The sequence below is a fragment of the Gordonia sp. IITR100 genome (assembly GCF_002009645.1).
Lineage (GTDB): Bacteria > Actinomycetota > Actinomycetes > Mycobacteriales > Mycobacteriaceae > Gordonia > Gordonia hongkongensis.
Genome location: NZ_MVKV01000015.1, coordinates 96,093 through 119,333 on the forward strand (window position 1 = coordinate 96,093; position 23,241 = coordinate 119,333).

Sequence of the window (23,241 nt, forward strand, 5' to 3'; positions counted from 1 at the left end):
TGTGAGCCGGTCACACCAGCCAGGCCGCTGCGTCCGGCGCCAGCATCCCGTCGACGAGAGGTGAACTGACGAGCAGCAATTCGCCGGGCGGAAGGGGCACCGGCTCATCGCCGGCGTTCAGCGCACAGACCAGCTGACCCTCGGAACGACGGAACGCCAGGCATCCCTCCGGCGCGCCGTACCACTCGAGGTGCTCACCGGTGAACTCCGGACGGGTCACCCTCAGGTCGATGGCTGCGCGGTACAGCGACAGCATCGACCCCACGTCCTCGAGCTGGGCTTCGACAGTGAGCGCGCGCCACGAATCCGGGATCGGCAGCCAGGTCTCGGACGTCGCACTGAATCCGAAGGGCGGCTCGGTCCCCTCCCAGGGGATCGGGACGCGGCAGCCGTCCCGCCCGCGTTCGGTGCGTCCGGACCGTTCCCACACCGGGTCCTGGAGTGCGTCGTCGGGCAGGTCGTCGACGTTCGGCAGTCCCAGTTCGCTGCCGTTGTAGAGGAAAACCGTTCCGGGCAGCGCCATTTCGACGACGAGCATCGCTCGTGCGCGCCTCGTGCCGCGCTCGAGGTCGAGTGCCCCGGTCTCCGGGTCGGCGACGGCGTATCGCGTGACCTCGCGGGCGACATCGTGATTGGACAGCGTCCACGTCGGAGTACCGGACACCGACAACACCGCGTCGAGTGAGTTCTCGATGGCCTCCCTGATCGCACCGGATTCGAACGGCGCCTTGGCGAGCCGGAAGTTGAACCCGAGGTGCAGTTCGTCGGGACGCAGGTACTCGGCGAATCGCTCGTTGTCGCTGACCCAGATCTCACCGACGTTGGCTGCCCCGGGATACTCGTCGAGGACCTTGCGGATCTTGCGGTGGATCTCGTGCACCGCATAGTTGTTGAAACGAGGGTCGTCGTCGGAGTTCTGCAGCAATTTGGTCGCCGACAGATCCATGTCGGGCAGGTCCGCGGGTTTGGCCATGCCGTGCGCGACGTCGATGCGGAAGCCGTCCACACCCCGATCGAGCCAGAAACGCAGCGTCTTCTCGAGATCGGCGAAGACGTCCGGGTTCTCCCAGTTCAGGTCCGGCTGCTCCTTGGCGAAGATGTGCAGGTACCACTGTCCCGGCGAGCCGTCGGCCTCGGTGACCCGGGTCCAGGCGGGTCCGCCGAAGATGCTGTGCCAGTTGTTCGGCGGCTCGTCGCCGTCGTCACCGAGGCCGTCCCGGAAGATGTACCGCTCGCGTTCGGGACTGCCGGGGGCCGCGGCCAGCGCGGCCTGGAACCACTCGTGCTGATCACTCGTGTGGTTGGGGACGAGGTCCATCGTCACCCGGATGTCGCGTTCGTGGGCCTCGGCGATGAGCTCGTCGAAGACGTCGAGGTCGCCGAAGAGGGGATCGACGTCCCGGGGATCGGAGACGTCGTAACCGTGATCTGCCATGGGAGAGGCCATGATCGGACTGAGCCAGATCGCATCGATCCCGAGGAGTTCGAGATAGCCGAGTTTGTCGATGACACCGGCGAGATCGCCGACGCCGTCACCGCTGACATCGGAGAACGAGCGCGGATAGATCTGATAGAACACCGCGGACTTCCACCACGTGGTGTCGGCCGGATCCAGCTGCGAGACAACGGGTGGTGCGACGGATGTGTCGGCGGCGACGACGGCCTCGCCGGCAGCCGGCTCCTCGACCGCATCGACGTCGGACTCGATCGCGCCGTCGTCGAACGCGGCGTCGTCGGGCTGACCCCCGTCGGATGGCTCGGCGGGGACGACCTCTGGTGTCTCATCGCTCACCGTGGTCATTGTGCCCTACCTGAGTTTTCTCGGAGAAATCCAGGTCAGTCGGCGAGTCGGGCGGCGTGTCGGGAGAGAAAACGCTCTCAGATGGGTGAATTCATCATCGATTGCGCCGCCATCTCCATGTAGTCGATCAGCGCCTGGCGGTGCGGGGCGTCGAGGGTGTCGTCGTCGATGGAGGCGATTGCGGTGTGCATACAGCGCAGCCACGCGTCCCGCTCGATGGGACCGACGCGGAAGGGGTTGTGACGCATGCGGAGTCGGGGATGGCCGCGCTCATCGGAGTAGGTTCGCGGGCCCCCCCAGTACTGTTCGAGGAACATCCGCATCCGACGCTCGGCCGGACCCAGGTCCTCCTCGGGATACAGCGGGCGCAGCACCTCGTCGCGCGCCACCTCGCGATAGAACACAGCCGTGAGTCGCCGGAACGTCTCGGCACCGCCGACCTCGTCGTAGAAGGTGCGCGCGGGGGTTGCCGGCGCCGGTGGGGTCGGAGGGGATGTGTTGGGTTCGCCAGTCACCCTCGCCATTGTCCTCACCCGGGCGCGGTGTCTCAACGTCGACGCCGGGTCGGCCCCGTGAGCTGGCCGGACACCGTGAAACAGCTGTCACGGGGACCGCCACCGTGGTGGACTTGTGCTCGGCGGGGTGGCGGGAGGCGAGATGACGCACAGATCACACGCGAAGACGGGACGCGGGCAGAGCCGTCCCGCTCCCGGCGCCGGGGCCTGGACACGCCGCCGGGTGCTGCTCCTCAACGCCACGTACGAGCCGCTGACGGCCGTGACGGTCCGGCGTGCGGTCGTCCTCATCCTCCGTGATCGCGCCGATCTGGTGCACGCCGACGAACAGGGCGAGGCGGTGCACTCCGTGGGTGGTGCGGTCCCGGTTCCGACCGTGATCCGCCTCCGCAGATACGTCCACGTGCCGTACCGGGCGACCGTGCCGATGACCCGGGCCGCTCTGATGCGTCGTGACCTGACCAGGTGCGGCTACTGCGGTGCACGGGCGACGACGATCGACCACGTGGTCCCGCGGAGTCGGGGCGGGACGCACACCTGGGAGAACTGCGTGGCGTGCTGTGCCTCGTGCAATCACCGGAAGGCGGATCGTCTGCTCGGGGAGCTGGGGTGGACGCTGCGGACGGTTCCGACCGTGCCGAAGGGCAGGCACTGGCGTGTGCTGGCCACCATCAAGGACATCGATCCGGCGTGGCTGCAGTACCTCGATGCCGGCGCCGCGTGAGGGGCATGATCCGGTCGCACGGGGTCGCCTCACACGTCTACGACGCGCTGTAGGCCCCCGTGGGCCGGGCGGCGGCCAGTGGGTTAGATTGATCAACGATGACCTGCGCCGACAACCGGGCGGGTCCGGCGCGACCATCGAAAGGGTGACATGGACGTCGACAGCCTGATCGTCCCCATCGGAGTGCCAGTCACGATTCTCACGGTGCTTGCTGTTCTGCTCTGTGTTGTCGCGATGGTGTTCTCCTCCGGGGTCAAGTACCCGAAGGTCGAGGAATACACCCTCGACCAGCAGTGGGAACACGCACCGCTTCTCTTCAGTGCCACCGACATCGAACCGATGGCACTTCCGCGGCATGCGGAACCCGGCGACGTCGATGGGAGCTCGGCCAGTGGCAAATGGTGAGGTTACGCACGCAAATGTGAGCGCCGAGGTCGCGGCCCGGTCGGCCGCCGAACTGCCGCTGGGCGCCGTCTTCACCAACAGCGGTCGCATTTCCGCGGCACGCTACCCGGCCGACGCTCCGACGACGCCGCCGTTCAGCAAGAAGGATCTGATCGCGCTCGACGAGACGCTCAAGGCCGCCAGCGAGAAGGCCCTCGTGCGCTTCTCGGTCTACATCGGCGACCTCGACGGTGAGCTGGAGACCAGCGCCCGTGCGATCCTCGCGAAATCGCCCGAGCCCGCGTACGGCACCCTCATCGCCGTCTCTCCGAACTCGCGTGACGTGGTCATCGTCTCCGGCAACAAGGTGTCCACCCGCGTGAACGATCGCGTCGCGGCTCTCGGTGTCACCGCCGCGGTCACCGGCTTCCGTCAGGGCAACCTGATCGACGGGCTGATCGCCTCGCTGCGCGTGATGGCCACCGCCGCCGCCGGCGGCTGATCGCTCGCACACCCTGATACACGAAGGCCGCCCCACCATTCCGGTGGGGCGGCCTTCGTCGCGGGTCGTCAGTGGGTGAGGACCTTCTCGTGGGCTCCGCGAGCGGTGGGGTCGTCGTCGAGCTCGTCGTCGACCATGTTGCTCTCGTCGAACGGATCCCGGCCGGACAGCACGTCGTCGACGCGCTGCTTGTCGATGGTGCTGGTCCACGAGCCGACGAGCAGCGTCGCGACCGCGTTGCCGGAGAAGTTGGTGACCGCGCGGGCCTCCGACATGAACCGGTCGATGCCGACGATGAGGCCGACGCCGTCGAGCATGTCGGGGCGGTGGGCCTGGAGTCCGCCGGCGAGGGTGGCCAATCCCGCACCGCTGACGCCGGCGGCGCCCTTGGACGCGATGATCATGAACGCCAGCAGGCCGATCTGCTCACCGACCGACAGCGGGTCGCCCATCGCGTCGGCGATGAAGATCGACGCCATCGTGAGGTAGATGGCGGTGCCGTCGAGGTTGAACGAGTACCCGGTCGGCACCACGACGCCGACAGTGGTCTTCTCCACGCCGAGGTGCTCCATCTTCGCGATCAGGCGAGGCAGCGCGGACTCCGAGGACGACGTCGCGAAGATCAGGATGTACTCGCGGGTGAGGTACTTGACGAGTTTGAAGATCGAGACGCCCGACACGGTGCGCAGCAGCACCCCGAGCACGCCGAACACGAACACCAGGCAGGTCAGATAGAACGCGAGCATCAGCGTCAGCAGCTGCTGGACCGCGGCCCAGCCTGTCTGTCCCACGACGCTGGCGATCGCACCGAACGCGCCGATCGGGGCCACCCAGAGCACCATGGTGAGCACCTTAAAGACGAGCTTCTGGAAGTAGGAGACCGCGGTGAGGATCGGTTCGCCGGTGCGGCCCATCGCCTGGATCGCGAACCCCACGAGCAGCGCGACGAACAGCGCCTGCAGGACGCTGCCCTCGGTCAGCGCGGACAGCATCGATTCCGGGATGATGCCCTGGATGAAGTCGAGGGTTCCGCCGGACTCGTGTGCGTCCTCGGCGAGTTCCTGGCCCTTGCCCGACACCGAGTCGATGTTCAGGCCGTCGCCCGGCTGGATGATGTTGCCGACGACCAGGCCGATCGCCAGCGCAACCGTCGACATCGCCAGGAAGTAGACGAACGCGAGTCCGCCGACCTTGCCGACCGTCGCCGCCTTGCGAACCGAGCCGATGCCCAACACGATCGTGCAGAAGATGACCGGGGCGATCATCATCTTGATGAGGCTGACGAACATGGTCCCCAGCACTCCGAGGTCTTTGCCGACGCCCGGCACGACGAGCCCGACCACGACGCCCGCGATCACCGCGATGATGACACCGATGTACAGCCAATGGGTGCGGTCGCGCTTGGCCTTGGATGGCGTGCCGGGCGTGGTCAGGATGGGATCGGAACCGTCCCCGGCCGGTGAGTCGCCGGACCTACCTCGAATGTTCATCGGTGATTCTCTCCTCGTACACCTCGGACAACAGTGATTAGGATTGTGGCCCGATGTGGTGACGCGGGTCACGATTGTGTTCATTACGTTCATACCCAGCACGTCCGGAGTCATCACTCCGGACAGGAACGAGGTCGGCAGGGATGCGGTGGTACCCGCGCACGCTCGCCGGACAGGTCGCCGCGCTCGCATTGGCGGTCTTCGCGGTGGTCGTCGTCGCCGAGAGCGTTCTGGCGGCCGTCGACGCCCGCATCGACGCGGACCGCGCGGCGAGGGCCGAGGTGACAGCGGTGGCCGTCAGCCTGGCGGAGTCGCCGTCGACCGTCGCCGCCCTCACGTCTCCGGATCCCAGCGCGGTGCTGCAGCCGGTCACCGAGCGGGTGCGCGCGGCAACCGGGATCGCGTTCATCACCGTGCTGGCGCCCGACCGGACCCGCTACACCCACACCGACCCGGCGCGGATCGGCGAACCGTATCTGGGGAGCATCGACGCGGCACTGCGAGGGCAGACCGTGACCGAGAACTACACCGGCACGCTAGGCCCGTCGATCCGGACGATCGTCCCCGTCCGTGATGCCGACGGCCGGGTGGTGGGGATGGTCGCCGCCGGGATCACCCAGCGCTCGCTGACGTCGGCGTGGCGTGGCCAGCTGCCGATGATCGCCCTCGCCGCGTTTGCGGCACTGCTCACCGCCGTCGGCGGCGTGTGGTGGATCCGGCGACGACTGCTGCGGCAGACCGGTGGACTCGCGCCCGACGAGTTACGGCTGATGTACGACCACCACGACGCCGTGTTGCGTTCCGTGCGCGAGGGATTGGTCGTCGTGGAGGACGGACGACCGGCACTCGTCAACTCCGAGGCGCACCGCCTGCTCGAGATCGGACCCGACACGGCCCCCGCGGACCTGCCCGCCTTCCTCACCGACGGCGACGAGGAGACGGACGTGACCTACGCCGACCGCGGCCGGGTACTGCTGGTGAGTCGTTCCCCGGTGGCCGGCCGACGCGCTTCGTCGGTGGTCACCATCCGCGACCGCACCGAGCTCTCGGAGGCGATGGGCGAACTCGACTCCATGACGCGGTTCGCCGAGGCCCTCCGATCGCAGGCGCACGAGGCCGCCAACCGGTTGCACACGATCGTCGCCCTCGTGGAGATGGGCCGGCCCGACGAGGCGATCCGGCTGGCGACGACCGAGTTCGAGCTCTCCCAGCACCTCATCGACCGGATGACCCAGGCGGTGGCCGAGCCCGCGCTGGTCGCCCTCCTGCTGGGGAAGACGGCGCAGGCGGCCGAACGCGGGATTCCGCTGTCCCTGACCGAGGAATCGCAGGTGAGCGACGCCGCCACCGGGCTCCTCACGCCCGGTGAGATGATCACGGTCGTGGGCAACCTGATCGACAACGCCCTGGACGCCTGCGACCCCGCGGACCCGTGGGTGGAGGTGACGGTCGTCGGGGACGACCGCGTGCTCGACATCGTCGTCGCCGACAGCGGCAGCGGCATGGATGCCGACCTGCTCGCCCTGGCGACCACTCGGGGTTACTCGACGAAGCCGGGAGGTGACGCCGCCGGGCGCGGCCTCGGTCTCGCCCTCGTCGCCCAGGTCGTCGCCCGCCGGCACGGGACGATGAGCGCCGAGAACACCTACGGCTCGGTCATCTCGGTACGCGTGCGCGCCGACGCGGGGGAGCGCGGACGATGATCCGCGTCCTGATCGTCGAGGACGAACCCGTGATCGCCGAGGCGCACCGCGATTATCTCGTCCGGCTGGGCGGATTCGAGGTCGTCGGTGCCGTGTCCACCGCGCAAGAGGCGCTGCGGATGGCCACCGCCGGACCGGTGGATCTGGTGCTGCTCGACCTGGGTCTGCCCGACGCACGTGGCGTGGACCTCGCCTCGGCGCTGTCGGGTGTCCGCCCGGCGCCCGACGTCATCGCGATCACCGCCCAGCGCGACCTCGCCACCGTCCGGAGCGCGATGTCGCGCGGGGTGCTGCTCTACCTGCTGAAACCCTTCACCTTCGCCGCGTTCCGGGAGAAGATCGAGCAGTACCTGCGCTACCGCGAAGCCCTCACCGGCGACGCCGACGCGGTCAGTCAGCGCGACGTCGACCGGGCGCTCGCCGAGCTGCGCACGAGCGACACCCGTCGGTCGGCGAAGAAGGGCGCGGCGCCGCAGACCGAGGACGCGGTCAGCCGGGCGGTCCGTGACAGCCCCGACGGGCTGACCGCCTCGGAAGTGGCGCGCGCCCTCGGATCGTCGCGGGTCACCGCATGGCGCTACCTCGAGCGGCTCGCCGACGACCACGTACTCGAACGCGATACCGAGTACGGCTCGGCGGGCCGCCCACAGGTGCGCTACCGGTGGCGACGGCGCTGACCCCGGCGTCCGCCGGGCTCAGCTCTCCTGCGCGTCGTAGGCGCGCGCCCGCAGCGAGCGGGCCACGCCGTCGCGGCCCTCGGAGATCAGCCGCTTCAGCGCGGACGGGTGGTCCCCGGACAGGAAGTCCTCGGCGAGGTCGAGGGCGTGCTGCGACATCGCCCAACTCGGGTACAGGCCGATGACGACGGTCTGCGCGACCTCGCTCGACCGGCGTGCCCACACCTTCGGAACCGCCTCGAAGTACTTCTCCACGTAGGGCTCGAGGAGTTCGCCCTGGCCGGGACGGGCGAATCCGCCGATCATGGTGCGGGTGTACACATTCGACAACGAGTCGTCCTCGATGGCGCGAGTCCAGGTGTCCGCCTTGGCCTCTGCCAGCGGACGCGCCGCCCGCGCCAGCGCCGCCGAACGCGTGCCGGTGGCGGTGTTGTCCCGCTCGGCCTCGGCGTCGATGACCGGGGTCGACTCCGGATCGGTGTCGATCGCCCCGGCGGTGGCCAGCGCGGTCACCAGCTTCCACCGCAGGTCCGTGTCGACGGCGAGACCCTCGAGCCCGTGGTCGGCGGGATCCGCGCCCTCGAGCAGCGCCCGGGCCACCTCGGTCTGGTCGTCGTTGATCCGGCCGCCGAGCCAGGTGTTGACGAACGCCAGCTGATGGTCGGAACCCGGCTCGGCCGCGCGGGCGAGTTCGAGCATGCGCGAGCTGAATCCGGGACGGCCCGTGGTGGCCGCCCACTCCGGGTCGGCATAGGATTCGATGGCGGTCGTCGCCTGCAGCAGAACTCGTTGCACCACACCGATTTCCGACTCTCCGGCGATGCCCTGCCGAACGAGTTCGACGAAGTCACGGGCACGCATCTCGGCCTGACGGGTCATCTCCCACGCCGCCGACCAGACCAGGGTGCGCGGCATCGGATCGCTGATGTCGCCGATCCGGGCGGTCGCCGTCGCCAGCGACTCCGGATCGAGCCGAACCGAGGCGTAGGTGAGGTCACCGTCGTTGAGCAGCACCAGATCTCCACGATGCACACCGACGAGGTCGGCGACGTCGGTGCGCTCGCCCTCGATGTCGAGTTCCACACTGTGCGTCTGCTCGATGGCACCGGATCCGTTGTCGGCGTAGACACCGACGCGCAGTCGGTGTACCCGGGTCTCGCCGGCGCCCGGGGCGGCGCCGTCCTGGACGATGGTGAACCGCGTGAAGGCGCCGGAGTCGTCGACCTCGAAGTCGGGCCGGATGACGTTGATGCCCGTGGTGCGCAACCACTGGTCGCCCCAGTCCGACAGGTCCCGGCCCGACGACTTCTCCAATGCGCCGAGGAGATCGGCGAAGGTGGCGTTGCCGAACTGGTGCGCGGCGAAGTAGCTGCGCAACCCGGCGAGGAAGTCCTCGAGACCCACGTACGCGACGAGCTGCTTGAGGACCGACGCGCCCTTGGCGTAGGTGATGCCGTCGAAGTTGACCTCGACGGCCGCGATGTCGGGGATGTCCGCGGCGACCGGGTGGGTCGAGGGCAGCTGGTCCTGCCGGTAGGCCCAGGACTTCTCGACGTTGGCGAATGTCGTCCAGGCGCTGGCGTATTCGGTCGCCTCGGCCTGGCACAGCACGGACGCGAAGGTCGCGAACGACTCGTTGAGCCACAGATCATCCCACCACTGCATGGTGACCAGGTCGCCGAACCACATGTGGGCCATCTCGTGCAGGACGGTCTCGGCGCGGCGCTCGTAGAGGTACTTGGTCACGCGGGACCGGAAGACGTAGTCCTCGAGGAAGGTCACGGCGCCGGCGTTCTCCATCGCGCCGGCGTTGAACTCGGGGACGAACAGCTGGTCGTATTTGCCGAAGGCGTAAGGGATCCCGAAGTTCTGGTGGTAGAAGCCGAAGCCCTGTTTGGTCTCGGTGAACAGGCGCTCGGCGTCCATGTGCTCGGCGAGCGATGCGCGGCAGTAGATGCCGAGCGGGATGTCGCCGTGCTCGTCGGAGTAGACGTCGGTCCACTCCGCATACGGCCCCGCGATGAGTGCGACGAGGTAGGTGCTCATCGGTACTGTTTCCCGGAATCGGTGCATTACAGCGGATGTGGAGCCGTCCGGTTCGCCAGGAGCCTCCGCGTGCGCGGCGTTGGAGATGACCTTCCAGTCCGCGGGAGCGGTGACGGTCACCGTGTAGGTCGCCTTGAGATCGGGCTGATCGAAGCAGGCGAACATCCGCTTGGCGTCGGCCGTCTCGAACTGTGAGTACAGGTACACCGAGTCGTCGGACTGGTCGACGAACCGGTGCAGACCTTCGCCGGTGTTGGAGTACGCGCAGTCGGCGACCACGGTGAGCGTGTTCTCGGCGGCGAGGCCCGACAGCGGGATACCCACTGATTCGTCGAAACCGGAGACGTCGAGGTCGGCTCCGTTGAGGGTGGCCGAGATCAGGGTGGGTGCCACGAGATCGACGAACGTCTCGCTGGCCTCCGTCGCGGTGAACCGCACCGTCGTCGTCGAGCGGAAGGTCTCGGTCCCGGGCGCCCCGGAACCGTCGGTGAGGTCGAGGTCGATCTGGTAGTTCGACACGTCGAGAATCGCTGCGCGGTCGCGGGCCTGGTCTCTGGTGAGGTTCGGAGCAGTCACGCAGGCCAGCTTATCCAGGTCAGGACTCCGGCGGTGCTCCACGCAGTCCGGCGGGGTTCAGGATCGCCCGTGCGATCGTCTCGAGTTCGGCGGCGACCCCGGGCCGGGACCACAGCTGCGGCGACTCGATGATCTCGCACGTGTAGCCGAACAACGCCTGGGCGAGCGCATTCGCGTCGGCCGCGGTCAGCAGTGGGTTACGGGACCGGATCGCGTCGATCCATTCGGCCCGGAAATCCAGCTGCGCGTTCCGGAGCTGCGTCTGCTCGGTGTCCGGGAGATACATGAGGTCGCTGGTGAAGACGGGCATGATGCGGCCGTGGACGTCGAGTGCGTACTCGACGAAGACGCGGATGAGCACGTCGAGGGGGTCGTCGGAACCGGCGCGGCTCAACGCATGGGCGGTGACGTAGAGGATGCCCTGCACACCGCGCCACAGCACCGCCCGCAGGAGATCGGATTTGCCAGAGACCTCCTGATAGAGCGTCGCGATCGAGACATCGGCGGTACGGGCGATCTCGTCGATGCGGACGTCGGTGAAGCCCCGCTCGGAGAACAACTGGGTGGCGGCGTCGAGAATGCGCTCGCGACGGGAGGCGGGGCGACGGTGCGCGGGTGCGCGCTCGGCATCGGGGTCCGGCTCCGGTGGCCCCGGCAGCCGGCACGCGAGGATGGAGTCCGCCACGGCGCGCTGGACCTCCATGAGGCGGGCGGGCGACAACGAGCCCCGCATCTCGGAGGTGTTGGTGTACACGCTGAGTGCAGCGGCACCCAGCATCGCCGCCTCCGACGGCACGACGTCGGGACGCGCCGCGGCGATGAGTGAGGCGAAGTGTTCGCTCAGCCGGCCGAAATAGCTTCTCATCACATCGAGTTCGGCCGGCTGCAGATGGCGTTGCTCGCGACGCCACAGCGTCGACACGTCCCGATGGGCGGTGAGGTCACCGAGCCCGTCGAGCAGAAGTGCGAGCTGCTCGACCGGCGAGCGGCCGTGCTCCTCGGCGTCGGCCATGAGTGTCGCGACGAGCTCCACCTGCGTCGTCAGCGCTTGCGAGAGGATGTCGTGTTTGCCGGGGAAATGTCGGTACACCGCCGGCCCGGTGAGACCGACCGCGGCGCCGATCTGCTCGATGCTGACGTTTCGGAATCCCGCGTCCTGGAACAGTCTTGTGGCGGCCCGGACGATCTGTGCCGAGCGCTGTCCGAGAGATCGGGGTTCGAGCGGCCGGAGACGCGCGACCACCCGGGCGGGTTCGTCCGGATCGGACGGTGGCGACGACGGCATCCCGGGTCCTCTTCCTCGGCGGTTCTTGCACCATCTCACACCGTGCCCGGACCGGGCCCCGCGAATCCACAGCGCCGGCGACTGCTCCGCGCATCGGGAACAGTTCGAACCGCCGGGGTGTTGAGCCGTCCGACGGCGCCACCGGCCGATCGTCGGCGGCACGTGTTCAATGTCGACTCTCGAGAGGATGTTCCATGTCAGAGCAGGCCCAGCCCACCGATCGCGTCGATTTCTGGTTCGACCCGCTCTGCCCGTGGTGCTGGATCACCTCACGCTGGATCCTCGAGGCCGAGAAGGTCCGGCCGATCGAGGTCAATTTCCACATCATGAGCCTCGCCGTCCTCAACGAGGGCAAGGACATCCCCGAGGAGTACCGCGAGGGCCTCAAGCACGCCTGGCGTCCGGTCCGGGTCATCGCCGCCGCCGCCGCGCAGAAGGGTGACGAGATCCTGGCGCCGCTGTACACGGCGATGGGGACCCGCATCCACAACCAGGGCATCAAGGATCTCGACGAGGTCATCGCGGGCGCGCTCGAGGAGATCGGCCTCGACGCCTCGCTCGCCGAGGCCGCCGACGGCACCGAGTTCGACGAGGTCATCCGCGAGAGCCACCACGCCGGGATGGACAAGGTGGGCGACGATGTCGGGACGCCCACCATCCACGTCAACGACGTCGCCTTCTTCGGCCCCGTGTTGTCGCGGATCCCGCGTGGTGAGGACGCCGGGACGGTGTGGGACGGTGCGCGCGCACTCGCGTCCTACCCCCACTTCTTCGAGCTCAAGCGCACGCGCAACGAGGATCCGCAGTTCGACTGATCGGGTTCGGTTGCGCGCTTGCGGTTCCGTACGTCAGAAGCGTGGTGGCGGTTCGATGCCGTTGGGCAGTCCGTCGGGCCCGAGGGTCGCCGGATGGGGAGGCGGCGGCACCGCCACCACGTTTCCGCTCCCGACGCCCCGGACGATCTGGCTGGGACGCAGCAGCATCGCCCCCGCGCGGGTCCGGTCGCGAAGCGCGGCTGCCCGCCAGGTCAGCACCGGATGCGACGACATCGCGTTGGTCAGGAAGGTGAAGAACCCGCGCTCGTGGGTCGCCCGGTCGGCGAACTGGTCGAAGTCCACCGCCGAGAGCATGTACTTGCCGGCGGCCAGGACCCCCATCGCCCCGGGCGCCCCACCGGGTCTGGCGTAGTACCCGTAGTTGTCCGCGCTGTACTCCTGCGCGCGGGACAGGGCGGCGCCGAGCACGGGGATGTTCATGCCGACGATCGTCGAGAGCTGTCGCCAGTACGAGGTGTGCCCGGCGGCGATGTGCCCGACCTCGTGGCCGATGATGAACTCGAGCGCCTGCGGGTCCCGGGCGGCGCCGCCCACCTCGAACAGGTCGGAGTACACGACGACGAATCGCCGGAACCCGTGCCCGGAGGCGAATGCGTTGATCGCGCCGTTGCCGAGGACGACGTAGGCATCCGGCACGTACTCCAGTCCGAAGCGGGCTGCGGCTTCGACGACCATCCGGTGTCCGTCGGGGAACTGGGTCGGCGTCATCTGTACGCCGTTGACCCGCGGTGATGCATAGGTCAGGCCGCGGATCACGAACAGCAGGAGCGGAAACAGCAACGCGCCCAACAGGAGTTGGTCGAGGGTGCCCAGCGCGACGAGGACGATGATCGCCGCGTACCCGACCACCGTCGCGAGGATCACCAGCACGAGGGTGGGGATCTCCCAGGGGTGCAGCCGCGGCCGCGCGGCGTAGTGCGCCGGGCGCAGCCACCGTCGACCGGGGTCGGCGGGCGCGGGTGGCGGCGGGTCGGCGACGCCGGGCACGTTGGGGATCGGTGCGCCGGAGGCGGGTGTGCCGGCGGCCGGCTCGCGGGGGACGGGCAGGGGCGTGTCCACGCCCTCAATCTATAGTGACGCCATGCGTGTCTACCTCGGTGCCGACCATGCCGGATTCGAACTCAAGAACCAGATCGCAGACCATCTCGAGGCCACCGGCCACGAGGTCGTGGACTGCGGTGCCCACGAGATGGACCCCGCCGACGACTACCCGGCGTTCTGCATCGCCGCCGCGGCCAAGACCGTCGCCGACCCGGGCAGCCTGGGAATCGTGCTCGGCGGCAGCGGCAACGGCGAACAGATCGCCGCGAACAAGGTCCCCGGCGCGCGCTGCGCACTCGCCTGGAGCGTCGAGACCGCCCAGCTCGCCCGGCAGCACAACAACGCACAGCTCATCGGCATCGGCGGCCGGATGCACAGCACCGCCGAGGCGCTGGCCATCGTCGACGCGTTCCTGGCCACCCCGTGGTCGGAAGAGGCGCGGCACCAGCGGCGCATCGACATCCTCGCGGAGTACGAGCGCACCGGCGAGGCTCCCGAGGTGCCGGGGGCCCCGGCCCAGTAGGTCTCGGCCGAGTCCGTGCCCGAGGGCCACACTCTCCATCGACTGGCCCGCCGGCAGCAGCGACTGTTCGGCGGGCAGCGGGTTCGCGTCAGCAGCCCGCAGGGTCGCTTCGCCGACGGTGCGGCGATGGTGGACGGACTCACCTTCCACGCGGCCGAGGCCTGGGGCAAGCATCTCGTCCATCGTTACCGGGACGGGCGTGCCGAACGAATGGTGCACATCCACCTCGGGCTGTACGGCTCGTTCACCGAACTCGCGGTGCCCGTGCCGGAACCGGTCGGGCAGGTTCGACTCCGCATCGAGACCGAGACCGCCGGAACGGACCTTCGGGGTCCGACGGCGTGTGAGATCTACCACCCCGCCGATCTCGAGGCGTTGGTCGCCCGACTCGGTCCGGATCCGCTGCGACGCGACGCCGAGCCCGACCGGGCATGGGCGGCGATCTCGCGGTCCGCGCGGCCCGTCGGCGCCCTGCTGATGGACCAGAAGGTCATCGCCGGGATCGGCAACGTGTATCGCGCCGAGATCCTCTTCCGCGCCGGCATCGATCCGATGAGACCCGGAAAGCGTGTTCTCCGAGACGAATTCGACGCGCTGTGGTCCGACCTGGTGACTCTCATGAAGATCGGCGTGCGTCGTGGACGCATTCACGTGATCCGGCCCGAAGACGATTCCGGGGCGCCGTCCTACGCCCCGAACCGTCCGCGGACCTACGTGTACCGGCGGGCGGGCGAGCCATGCCGGATCTGCGGGACACCCGTCCTGATCGCCGATCTGGAGGCCCGAAAACTGTATTGGTGCCCCGTCTGCCAGACCTGACAGGTTACTGCCCGGTCGGTGTGGATAGCCGAACCTTAGTAGCATGTGCGGAGCCGTGAGGTTCTTACTCACGCGAACGGTCGGGGAGACAAGAGGGGGCAGTGTGACAATCAGCGAAAGCATCCGGTCTCATGCCGGACTGATCTCGCGGGGCGAGGTGTCCCCACTCCGAGACGTGCCTTTCCACGGCGCGGCCGACGCGCCGATCACCCGTCGCGTGCTGGCCGGTGGGGACCTTTTCCCGGAGGCGGAGAAGCGCGTCGTGGCACACGAGATGCGGGCCGTCTCGGCGGCTTCACGTGACTACTGCGAGCCGCACGTGCACGACTGCCCGGAGATCAACATCCTGCTGTCGCTCGACCGTCTGGTCTACGAGATCACGCTCGGGGACGAGGTCTATGAGGTCGAGGCGCCCGCGAGCATCTACATACCGGCCGGCCTGGTGCACAGCGCCAATGTGATCGAGGGCAGCGGTTTCTTCGTGGCGATCATCGAGACCGCCGACTACGTCGCCAAACCGCCACCGGCGCAAGCATCCTGATCGGTCACGGCTGCGAGGTGCGGGCCGCGGCGCCGTGACACGGTCGAGGTGGGAATCTCAGGAAGCCCTCAGCGCTCCTGCGGGCGGTTCATACGTCCGGGACCCACCATGGGTGAGGTGCAGCATGTCAGAACCCCGCCACGGCCCGGCGGGGCACCGCCGATCACCGTCTTCGTGGTCGGCGGGACGGGGGAGTCGTACCCCGGTGACCCACGGACCGAGGTGTCCGGGCTCCTCACCGGAGTGGCCGACGAACTCGATGACCGCTTCGACTGTCTGTGGATCGGATACCCCGCGAGCTATGGTCCCGCCCCGCGTCCGGGCGGGATGAGTTTCGTCGAGAGCGTCGGGATCGGTGCGGGCCGACTGCGGGCGGCCATCCGCGCCACGGCAGGACCGGTCGCGCTGGTGGGTTACTCGCAGGGGGCCGTGGTCATCCGATCCGCGGTCGCCGATCTGGCGACCGGGGACGCCGAGACTGCATCCGACCTGGACCGGGTACTCGGTGTCGGGCTGGTCGCCGACCCGCACCAGCCGCCGGGCGTGGTGCCCGGTTGCGACGGGTGGGGAGTCGCCGGCCCGGGAGCGGATCTGCCGACCGGGCTGCCCGTGTACTGGGTGGGCGCGTCCCAGGACGTGATCTGCAACGCCGACGCGGACTCGCTTGTCCGCGACGTCGCCGACCTCACCGGCTCTATGACGCTGGCCGGGCTCGGCCGATGGGGGAGGAGTGCGTGGGATGTGTTGCGCGCCAACGACTTGCAGAACGCACGGCGGACGTCGGTCCGGCCGGCGCAGTGGCGGCGCGACCCCGGGCGGATGCTGGCGGCGTGGCGTGAGGTCAGGTGCTACCTCCCGTCGCGCATCCGGGTGGGTGGTGTGTGGCTGACCAACGCCGTGGGTGGCCGGCACACGTCGTATCGGAGCGACCCCTATCGGCGGACCTCGATCACCGATCCGGCGTCCACCGGTTGTCAGGTCATCGCCCAGTGGCTTCAGGTCCAGGCGACGTTCGCCGACCAGGCCGCCACCTGGTCACACGACAGAGGGCCGGTCACCTGACGGTGACCGGCCCTCGTAGTCTGCTCGAGACTAGGTGTTCTGATACTTCCCACCGATGGTGTTGCGCACCACGATCGGGGTGTTGCGGGGAACGTTGTCGTAGACCCACTTGGCGTGATCGTTGGTGACGTTGATGCAGCCGTGGCTCACGTTGCTGCGACCCTGCTGATTGACCGACCAGGGGGCGCCGTGGATGAAGATGCCGTCCCACGACATCCGGGTCGCGTACTCGACGTAGGTGCGGTAGCCCTCGGCGGAGTCGACCGGGACGCCGTACGTGGACGAGTCCATGTACATGTCGCGGTACTTCTCCTTGGTGTAGTACACGCCGTTCGAGGTGGGGTTCTTGTCCGAACCCATCGAGATCGGCATCGTCCGGACGACCTTGCCGTTGTGCCACCAGGTGATGGTGTGGGTGTTGTCGTCGGCCAGGGCGATGTAACCGGTCTCGGTCTTGACGTTCGGGATGACCGGCCCGGCCGGCTTCTCCTCGGTCGTCGACGGCGGCGGCTGCGGAGCTTCGGGGGTGGTCGGCGCCGGCGGGGTCGGCAGACCGGGGACCGCGGGGATCTCGACCGGCGGCAGGCCGGGGATCACGGTGACCGGGACGGCGTTGGCGACGCCGGGAAGTGCGAGGGTCATGGCCAGGACGCCGAAGACGACAGCCGCGAGTCGTCGGGCCGAACGGCGGCGCGAGGCGCGCGGGGTCGGCAGGTGAGAGTTCAACACAGGTCGTACCTTCGGTTCGATGGTTCGTTCGCGCATCGGCCTGAGCGCGGAACCATCGTTACACAACCGTTGCCTTGGGTCCAAGGAGCGGGTCACGCCGAATGACGCCGCCATCGCGAACCCTCAGTACGACGTGGCAAAACCCGAGGTAGCGTCGTTGTCGACACCGCGTGTGACGGTCGTCACATTCGAGGTCGCGCATACGCAGCGGGTTCCGGCGTGGACTCATTGTGGCCGCTGGACCCTCGTATGCAACAGGATCGTTTGTCCCACTGGGGACTGCTCGTTCGGGGCGCCGTGTTCCCGCTCAGGCGGGTTGTGGATGTTCGGTGCGAAGGTGTTGCGCAGGTTGCGAACACGCCTCGTCCCGGCAGACGAGCATCACGTCGACGCGACCGATGCCGGCCTCGGACTCGGTCACGTCTCGGCGGACGTACAGGGGTGCGCCGCAGGATCCGCACCGGCGTTGGGTTTTCGTGTGGCTGGAGGACATGGGTCAACGGTACGCCAGGTGTGGCGTGGATCACAGGACGAGTCCGGACCGGCGGGATGTGGTCCGGTCGGGTGACTTGGGCGGGGATCTGTGACATCGCCGACCCGAATCGCATGTGGTTCGCAGGCAGCGGAGGAACGTGAGGGAAACGCCAGGCCAGTTCGCGCCCTGCCCACCACCGATCGTCTCGACCGGCCCCGGCGATTCGTCGGCACCCGGGCACCCGGAGGAGGAGGCGACTCCCGAGATCGTCTACGAGTACGCGCCCCTGCCGTTGCCGTGGAACAAGCCGCCGGAGCCGCCCAACTGGGCGCCCGGAGTAGCCCGGACCGACGAAAAAGGCTCGGAGATAGTGTCTCCGAGCCGGTGGAGCGGGTGACGGGAATCGAACCCGCGTAGCTAGTTTGGAAGACTAGGGCTCTACCATTGAGCTACACCCGCGTTGCTCGCGGTGACCGTCGAGATCCCGGCGTCGCGTGCGATGAGTGACTGTACCGGCAGCGGCGCCGGAACCGAAATCGGGGTGGATGCGACGAGGTGGCATCCGATGGACGACCATCGGTTCCGGCGTCGCCGCGGCACCCGTGCGCGGGCCCGGCCGCGGTGGCACGTACTATCTCTTGTTGGCCCTGATGCGCGGTCGCCCTCCGGGGTTTTCTCGCGTGTTCGGACCCCGGGATGTGGCGCAGCTTGGTAGCGCATCCGCTTTGGGAGCGGAGGGTCGCAGGTTCAAATCCTGTCATCCCGACTTGATCGATGTGGCCCGACCGGTCACCCGGTGCACGGCCCGCGAACGACCGAACTTCCACCACCGTAGATATAAGGAGTATTCAGGCGTGAAGAGCACTGTCGAGCAACTCACCCCGACCCGGGTCAAGCTCAACGTCGAGGTCCCGTTCGAGGAGCTGTCGGCAGACTTCGACCGGGCCTACCGGTCGTTGGCCCAGCAGATCCGGATCCCCGGATTCCGTCCGGGCAAGGCGCCCGCGAAGCTGATCGAGGCCCGTGTCGGCCGCGATTCGATCCTCGCGCAGGTCGTGAACGACGCCATCCCGGCCAAGTACTCCGAGGCCGTCGCCGAGACCGAGACCAAGGCCATCGGCCAGCCCGAGATCGACCTGTCCGAGCTGAAGTACGGCGAGTCGGTCACCTTCACGGCCGAGGTCGACGTCCGTCCCGAGATCACCCTGCCCGACTACTCGACCCTGTCGGTCGAGGTCGACGCGATCGAGGTCGACGAGGCGGCGGTCGACGAGCAGCTCGAAGGCCTGCGCGCCCGCTTCGGCACCCTCAAGGGCGTCGAGCGCGGCGTGGAGAACGGCGACTTCGTGTCGATCGACCTGGCCGCGACCGTCGACGGCGAGGCCGTCGAGGAGGCCACCACCGAGGGGCTGTCCCATGAGGTCGGCTCCGGCCAGCTCATCGACGGACTCGACGAGGCGCTCATCGGCCTGAAGGCCGGCGAGGACAAAGAGTTCACGACCAAGCTCGTCGCCGGCGATCACGCGGGCGAGGAGGCCCTCGTGAAGGTGACCGTACAGTCGGTCAAGGAGCGCGAGCTGCCCGAGGTCGACGATGAGTTCGCCCAGATGGCCAGCGAGTTCGACACCGTCGAGGAGCTGCGCGCCAGCCTCGCCGAGCGGGTCGAGCAGTCCGCGAAGCTGGAGCAGGCCAACAAGATCCGCGACGCGGTGCTCGACAAGCTCCTCGAGACCGTCGAGATCCCGCTGCCGGAGAAGGTCGTCGACGAAGAGGTCGAGGGTCAGCAGCACCAGGTCATCCACGCGCTCGGACACGACGACGAGCAGGTCGCCAAATTCCTCGAGGCGCAGGGTAAGACCCGCGAGGAGTGGGATGCCGAGTCCCGTGCCGAGGCGGAGAAGTCGGTCAAGCAGCAGCTGCTGCTCGACGCGATCGCCGATCAGCAGGACACCGAGGTCAGCCAGGACGAGCTGACCCAGCAGATCATCTTCACCGCCCAGCGCTACGGCATGCAGCCGCAGGAGTTCATCCAGCAGCTGACGCAGGCCAACCAGGTCGGTGCGGTCTACGCCGACGTCCGGCGCGGCAAGTCGCTGGCGAGCATCGTCGGCGACGTGACCGTCACCGACACCAAGGGCGCCACCGTCGACACCGCCGAGTACTTCGGCGGCAATGACGACGCCGACGAGTCCGCTGCGGACGAGTCCGACTCCGACAACTGATCGGGCTCCCGCGGTCCAGCACAGCCCGCACGTTTCCTCCGCGATCGCCGGTCCTCGAAGTACGAGGGCCGGCGATCGCCGTCGGTCCACCATCACGCACGGGCCGTTCACGGTGCCGAAGGCCGTTCTGCTCTCAGCGAAGAGGCGTGTCCTCGGGAGTGTCCGCGGGTGTCGATTGGTTAGTGTCGGTGAGGACGTCATCAGAGAAGCATTCGATGTGCGTGCGCGTCACCCGCGGGTGACGCGCAGGTCATGACAACAAGGCAAAGGTAGGAACCCGTGAGTGAGCCGACCATCCACACACCCACGATGAGTTCGGGTGTGGCTGGGTTGAACCTGACCGATTCGGTGTTCGAGCGTCTGCTGCGCGAGCGCATCATCTTCCTGGGCACCCAGGTCGACGACGACATCGCGAACCGGCTGTGCGCGCAGATCCTGCTGCTCTCCGCCGAGGACCCGCAGAAGGACATCCACCTCTACATCAATTCGCCCGGTGGATCGGTGACCGCCGGAATGGCGATCTTCGACACCATGCAGCTCGCGGAATGCGACGTCGCGACCTACGCGATGGGTATGGCGGCGTCGATGGGCCAGTTCCTGCTCGCCGCCGGCGCCAAGGGCAAGCGACATGCACTGCCGCACGCGCGCATCATGATGCATCAGCCGTCCGCCGGCATCGGCGGTACCGCCGCCGACATCGCCATCCAGGCAGAGCAATTCGCGCTCACCAAGAAGGAGATGAACCGGCTCAACGCCGAGTTCAGCGGTCAGCCGCTCGAGAAGATCGAGGCCGACGCCGACCGCGACAAGTGGTTCACCGCGGAAGAGGCCAAGGAGTACGGCTTCGTCGACAAGGTGATCGCGCGCCCGGGTCGGTGAGACCCCGGTCCGACGACCGCTCCCGTACCCACCGCCGAGCCACCTCTACCCAATGGAGCAACAGATGACCAACTCCCTTTCCTTCGACGGCATGCCCGCCGAGGTCGCCGCCGGCATCCCCGCGTCGGCCCTGGCGCTGAAGAACATCGAAGCGCGGTACATCCTGCCGTCGTTCATCGAGCACACCCCGAACGGCCAGCGACAGTACGACCCGTACGCGAAGCTGTTCGAAGAGCGGATCGTGTTCGTCGGCACGCCGATCGACCAGGTCGTGTCCAACGACGTCATGGCGCAGCTGCTCGTCCTCGAATCGCAGGACCCCGACCGCGACATCACCATGTACATCAACTCGCCCGGTGGCAGCGTGCCCGACATGCTCGCCATCTACGACACGATGCAGTACGTGCACTGCGACATCGTGACCGTCTGCCTCGGTGAGGCGGCCTCGGCGGCGGCGATCCTCCTCGCCGGCGGAACCCCGGGCAAGCGTGCGGCGTTGCCGAACGCCACGGTCCTGATCCACCAGCCGCGCACCGGTGGCGCCTACCAGGGTCAGGTCTCCGACCTCGAGATCCAGGCCGCCGAGATCGAGCGCATCCGCGACCGCCTCGACGAGATCCTGGCCAGCCACACCGGTCAGGACAAGGAGAAGATCCGCAAGGACACCGACCGCGACAACATCCTGACCGCGGCCGCGGCCAAGGAGTACGGCATCGTCGACGAGGTCTTCGAGTACCGCAAGAAGTCGATGAAGAAGTAGTCCTGGCCAAGAAGTAGTTGTGGCAGTGCAGAAGTCCCGGTGATTTTCTGCCGCGACATTTGGCCTTATCGGTCGAAGTTCGAGCGGCACGCGGGTACCGTCGGGTTACTGGGCATTCGAGTGTCGATCAAATGACCCATGCCCGGCTGCGTGCGACGCGACGGACCAGACACGACAGTCCGGCAACGAGGAAGTAGGTACAGCGCGAGATGGCACGAATCGGAGACGGCGGCGACCTGCTCAAGTGCTCTTTTTGCGGCAAGAGCCAGAAGCAGGTGAAGAAGCTCATCGCCGGCCCCGGCGTGTACATCTGCGATGAGTGCATCGACCTGTGCAACGAGATCATCGAAGAGGAACTGGCCGAGAACGGCGACGTCAAGCTCGACGAGCTGCCGAAGCCGACAGAGATCCGTGACTTCCTCGAGAAGTACGTCATCGGCCAGGACACGGCGAAGCGGACGCTCGCGGTGGCGGTCTACAACCACTACAAGCGCATCCAGGCGGGCGAGAAGAAGGACGCCCGGACGGGTGAGACCGTGGAGCTGATGAAGTCGAACATCCTGATGCTCGGCCCCACCGGATGCGGCAAGACGTACCTGGCGCAGACCCTGGCGAAGATGCTCAACGTGCCGTTCGCGATCGCCGACGCAACCGCGCTGACCGAGGCCGGATATGTCGGCGAGGACGTCGAGAACATCCTGCTCAAGCTGATCCAGGCCGCCGACTACGACGTCAAGCGCGCCGAGACCGGCATCATCTACATCGACGAGGTCGACAAGATCGCCCGCAAGAGCGAGAACCCGTCGATCACGCGCGATGTGTCCGGTGAGGGAGTCCAGCAGGCGCTGCTGAAGATCCTCGAGGGCACGCAGGCGTCGGTGCCGCCGCAGGGTGGACGCAAGCATCCGCATCAGGAGTTCATCCAGATCGACACGACGAACGTGCTGTTCATCGTGGCCGGCGCGTTCGCCGGTCTGGAGAAGATCGTGTCCGAGCGGATCGGCAAGCGCGGTCTCGGCTTCGGCAACGAAGTGGCGAGCAAGGACGAGGTGGACACCTCGGATCAGTTCGCCGACGTCATGCCGGAGGACCTGATCAAGTTCGGCCTGATCCCGGAGTTCATCGGCCGCCTGCCGGTCGTCGCCTCGGTGACGAACCTGGACAAGGACTCGCTGGTGAGCATCCTGTCGGAGCCGAAGAACGCGCTGGTGAAGCAGTACACCCGGCTGTTCGACATGGACAATGTCGAGCTGGAGTTCACCAAGGACGCCCTCGAGGCGGTCGCCGATCAGGCCATTCACCGCGGCACCGGTGCCCGCGGCCTGCGGGCCATCATGGAAGAGGTCCTGCTGCCGGTGATGTACGACATCCCGAGCCGCGACGACGTCGAGAAGGTCGTCGTGACCGGGGAGACCGTCCGCGACAATGTCCTTCCGACCATCGTGCCCCGCAAGGCTTCCAGCGACGAACGTCGCGACAAGAGCGCCTGACCCGCAGCTCACCACTCACCCGACGACAGCAGCGAGCCCCGCCCGGACGACCGGACGGGGCTCGCTGCTGTCGTCTCCGGCTAGGAGCCTGCTGAATTAGGGTCCAGCCTGGGTTGAGGTTCCTGCTGCGGGGATGTGTCGGTTCCGGGGTGTGGTCGTGG

At 67.8% G+C, this 23,241-nt stretch carries 23 protein-coding genes and 2 tRNA genes; 16 read left to right on the top strand and 9 right to left on the bottom strand.

Features of this window, described 5'->3' with window-relative positions:
* Nucleotides 1-10: 10 nt before the first annotated feature.
* Nucleotides 11-1,801: a glycoside hydrolase family 13 protein gene (locus B1818_RS18455; protein ID WP_078113588.1), complete on the bottom strand. Its 1,791-nt coding sequence runs from the start codon at nucleotides 1,799-1,801 to the stop codon at nucleotides 11-13.
* Between the two features lie 77 nt (nucleotides 1,802-1,878).
* On the bottom strand, nucleotides 1,879-2,325 hold the full coding sequence (locus B1818_RS18460; RefSeq protein ID WP_226513045.1) for a globin: 447 nt from the start codon (nucleotides 2,323-2,325) through the stop codon (nucleotides 1,879-1,881).
* 133 nt (nucleotides 2,326-2,458) lie between these two features.
* On the opposite strand from B1818_RS18460, the gene B1818_RS18465 reads away from it, so the two are divergent.
* The 3 genes from B1818_RS18465 to B1818_RS18475 all read left to right on the top strand — a co-directional run bounded on the left by B1818_RS18465 (nucleotide 2,459) and on the right by B1818_RS18475 (nucleotide 3,926).
* Nucleotides 2,459-3,040 carry an HNH endonuclease gene (locus B1818_RS18465; RefSeq protein ID WP_078113605.1) on the top strand — a complete coding sequence of 194 codons (582 nt, stop codon included), beginning with the start codon at nucleotides 2,459-2,461 and terminating at the stop codon, nucleotides 3,038-3,040.
* A gap of 150 nt (nucleotides 3,041-3,190) precedes the next feature.
* Nucleotides 3,191-3,445, top strand: coding sequence for a hypothetical protein (locus tag B1818_RS18470; RefSeq protein ID WP_058250036.1), 255 nt, complete (start codon nucleotides 3,191-3,193; stop codon nucleotides 3,443-3,445).
* On the top strand, nucleotides 3,432-3,926 hold the full coding sequence (locus B1818_RS18475; RefSeq protein WP_171011575.1) for a DUF5130 family protein: 495 nt from the start codon (nucleotides 3,432-3,434) through the stop codon (nucleotides 3,924-3,926). The genes B1818_RS18470 and B1818_RS18475 overlap by 14 nt, the downstream gene beginning before the upstream one ends.
* A 68-nt stretch (nucleotides 3,927-3,994) precedes the next feature.
* On the opposite strand, the gene B1818_RS18480 is transcribed toward B1818_RS18475, so the two are convergent.
* Nucleotides 3,995-5,416, bottom strand: a complete 1,422-nt coding sequence (locus tag B1818_RS18480) for a cation:dicarboxylase symporter family transporter (protein WP_078113589.1) — start codon at nucleotides 5,414-5,416, stop codon at nucleotides 3,995-3,997.
* 143 nt (nucleotides 5,417-5,559) lie between these two features.
* Here B1818_RS18480 and B1818_RS18485 point away from each other — a divergent pair, with 143 nt between their 5' ends.
* Both B1818_RS18485 and B1818_RS18490 read left to right on the top strand, forming a co-directional pair.
* The gene (locus B1818_RS18485; protein WP_078113590.1) at nucleotides 5,560-7,119 is read left to right on the top strand and encodes an ATP-binding protein; all 1,560 of its coding nucleotides are present in this window, start codon (nucleotides 5,560-5,562) and stop codon (nucleotides 7,117-7,119) included.
* Entirely contained in the window at nucleotides 7,116-7,796 is a 681-nt protein-coding gene (locus tag B1818_RS18490; protein WP_058250040.1) for a response regulator, read from the top strand. Before B1818_RS18485 ends, B1818_RS18490 begins: the two co-directional genes overlap by 4 nt.
* A gap of 18 nt (nucleotides 7,797-7,814) precedes the next feature.
* Here the strand turns inward: B1818_RS18490 and pepN are convergent, their stop codons facing one another.
* A complete protein-coding gene (pepN, locus tag B1818_RS18495) occupies nucleotides 7,815-10,418 on the bottom strand; it encodes an aminopeptidase N (RefSeq protein WP_078113606.1) in 2,604 nt (867 codons plus the stop codon).
* A 19-nt stretch (nucleotides 10,419-10,437) separates the two neighbouring features.
* Complete coding sequence (locus B1818_RS18500) at nucleotides 10,438-11,703, bottom strand: TetR/AcrR family transcriptional regulator (RefSeq protein WP_078113591.1); 1,266 nt, start codon at nucleotides 11,701-11,703, stop codon at nucleotides 10,438-10,440.
* Between the two features lie 194 nt (nucleotides 11,704-11,897).
* On the opposite strand from B1818_RS18500, the gene B1818_RS18505 reads away from it, so the two are divergent.
* Nucleotides 11,898-12,518, top strand: coding sequence for a DsbA family protein (locus B1818_RS18505; protein ID WP_078113592.1), 621 nt, complete (start codon nucleotides 11,898-11,900; stop codon nucleotides 12,516-12,518).
* 33 nt (nucleotides 12,519-12,551) lie between these two features.
* Here the strand turns inward: B1818_RS18505 and B1818_RS18510 are convergent, their stop codons facing one another.
* Nucleotides 12,552-13,598: a M48 family metallopeptidase gene (locus B1818_RS18510; protein ID WP_058250043.1), complete on the bottom strand. Its 1,047-nt coding sequence runs from the start codon at nucleotides 13,596-13,598 to the stop codon at nucleotides 12,552-12,554.
* Nucleotides 13,599-13,620: 22 nt separating this feature from the next.
* On the opposite strand from B1818_RS18510, the gene B1818_RS18515 reads away from it, so the two are divergent.
* From B1818_RS18515 to B1818_RS18530, 4 genes are all read left to right on the top strand, one after another.
* Nucleotides 13,621-14,103: a ribose-5-phosphate isomerase gene (locus B1818_RS18515; RefSeq protein ID WP_058250044.1), complete on the top strand. Its 483-nt coding sequence runs from the start codon at nucleotides 13,621-13,623 to the stop codon at nucleotides 14,101-14,103.
* A 15-nt stretch (nucleotides 14,104-14,118) separates the two neighbouring features.
* On the top strand, nucleotides 14,119-14,922 hold the full coding sequence (locus B1818_RS18520; protein ID WP_078113593.1) for an Fpg/Nei family DNA glycosylase: 804 nt from the start codon (nucleotides 14,119-14,121) through the stop codon (nucleotides 14,920-14,922).
* A 103-nt stretch (nucleotides 14,923-15,025) separates the two neighbouring features.
* Nucleotides 15,026-15,463, top strand: a complete 438-nt coding sequence (locus B1818_RS18525; RefSeq protein WP_078113594.1) for a homocitrate synthase — start codon at nucleotides 15,026-15,028, stop codon at nucleotides 15,461-15,463.
* Nucleotides 15,464-15,571: 108 nt separating this feature from the next.
* Complete coding sequence (locus tag B1818_RS18530; protein WP_078113595.1) at nucleotides 15,572-16,525, top strand: PE-PPE domain-containing protein; 954 nt, start codon at nucleotides 15,572-15,574, stop codon at nucleotides 16,523-16,525.
* Nucleotides 16,526-16,555: 30 nt separating this feature from the next.
* On the opposite strand, the gene B1818_RS18535 is transcribed toward B1818_RS18530, so the two are convergent.
* Together B1818_RS18535 and B1818_RS24760 are read right to left on the bottom strand one after the other, a co-directional pair.
* The gene (locus B1818_RS18535; RefSeq protein WP_065629088.1) at nucleotides 16,556-17,254 is read right to left on the bottom strand and encodes a L,D-transpeptidase; all 699 of its coding nucleotides are present in this window, start codon (nucleotides 17,252-17,254) and stop codon (nucleotides 16,556-16,558) included.
* A gap of 307 nt (nucleotides 17,255-17,561) precedes the next feature.
* Nucleotides 17,562-17,747, bottom strand: coding sequence for a hypothetical protein (locus B1818_RS24760; protein WP_058250048.1), 186 nt, complete (start codon nucleotides 17,745-17,747; stop codon nucleotides 17,562-17,564).
* A 139-nt stretch (nucleotides 17,748-17,886) separates the two neighbouring features.
* Between B1818_RS24760 and B1818_RS18545 the strand changes: the two genes are divergently transcribed.
* On the top strand, nucleotides 17,887-18,126 hold the full coding sequence (locus B1818_RS18545) for a hypothetical protein (protein ID WP_139363053.1): 240 nt from the start codon (nucleotides 17,887-17,889) through the stop codon (nucleotides 18,124-18,126).
* On the opposite strand, the gene B1818_RS18550 is transcribed toward B1818_RS18545, so the two are convergent.
* Nucleotides 18,115-18,188: transfer RNA gene (locus B1818_RS18550), tRNA-Gly, on the bottom strand. The genes B1818_RS18545 and B1818_RS18550 overlap by 12 nt on opposite strands.
* 233 nt (nucleotides 18,189-18,421) lie before the next feature.
* Here B1818_RS18550 and B1818_RS18555 point away from each other — a divergent pair.
* The 5 genes from B1818_RS18555 to clpX all read left to right on the top strand — a co-directional run bounded on the left by B1818_RS18555 (nucleotide 18,422) and on the right by clpX (nucleotide 23,080).
* Nucleotides 18,422-18,495 (top strand) — tRNA-Pro (locus B1818_RS18555).
* An 88-nt stretch (nucleotides 18,496-18,583) separates the two neighbouring features.
* Entirely contained in the window at nucleotides 18,584-19,951 is a 1,368-nt protein-coding gene (gene tig / locus B1818_RS18560; protein WP_068972583.1) for a trigger factor, read from the top strand.
* Between the two features lie 279 nt (nucleotides 19,952-20,230).
* Nucleotides 20,231-20,830, top strand: coding sequence for an ATP-dependent Clp protease proteolytic subunit (locus B1818_RS18565; RefSeq protein ID WP_078113597.1), 600 nt, complete (start codon nucleotides 20,231-20,233; stop codon nucleotides 20,828-20,830).
* A gap of 64 nt (nucleotides 20,831-20,894) precedes the next feature.
* The gene (locus tag B1818_RS18570) at nucleotides 20,895-21,590 is read left to right on the top strand and encodes an ATP-dependent Clp protease proteolytic subunit (protein ID WP_058250292.1); all 696 of its coding nucleotides are present in this window, start codon (nucleotides 20,895-20,897) and stop codon (nucleotides 21,588-21,590) included.
* A 209-nt stretch (nucleotides 21,591-21,799) separates the two neighbouring features.
* Nucleotides 21,800-23,080: an ATP-dependent Clp protease ATP-binding subunit ClpX gene (clpX, locus tag B1818_RS18575; protein ID WP_058250051.1), complete on the top strand. Its 1,281-nt coding sequence runs from the start codon at nucleotides 21,800-21,802 to the stop codon at nucleotides 23,078-23,080.
* Nucleotides 23,081-23,241 lie beyond the last annotated feature (161 nt).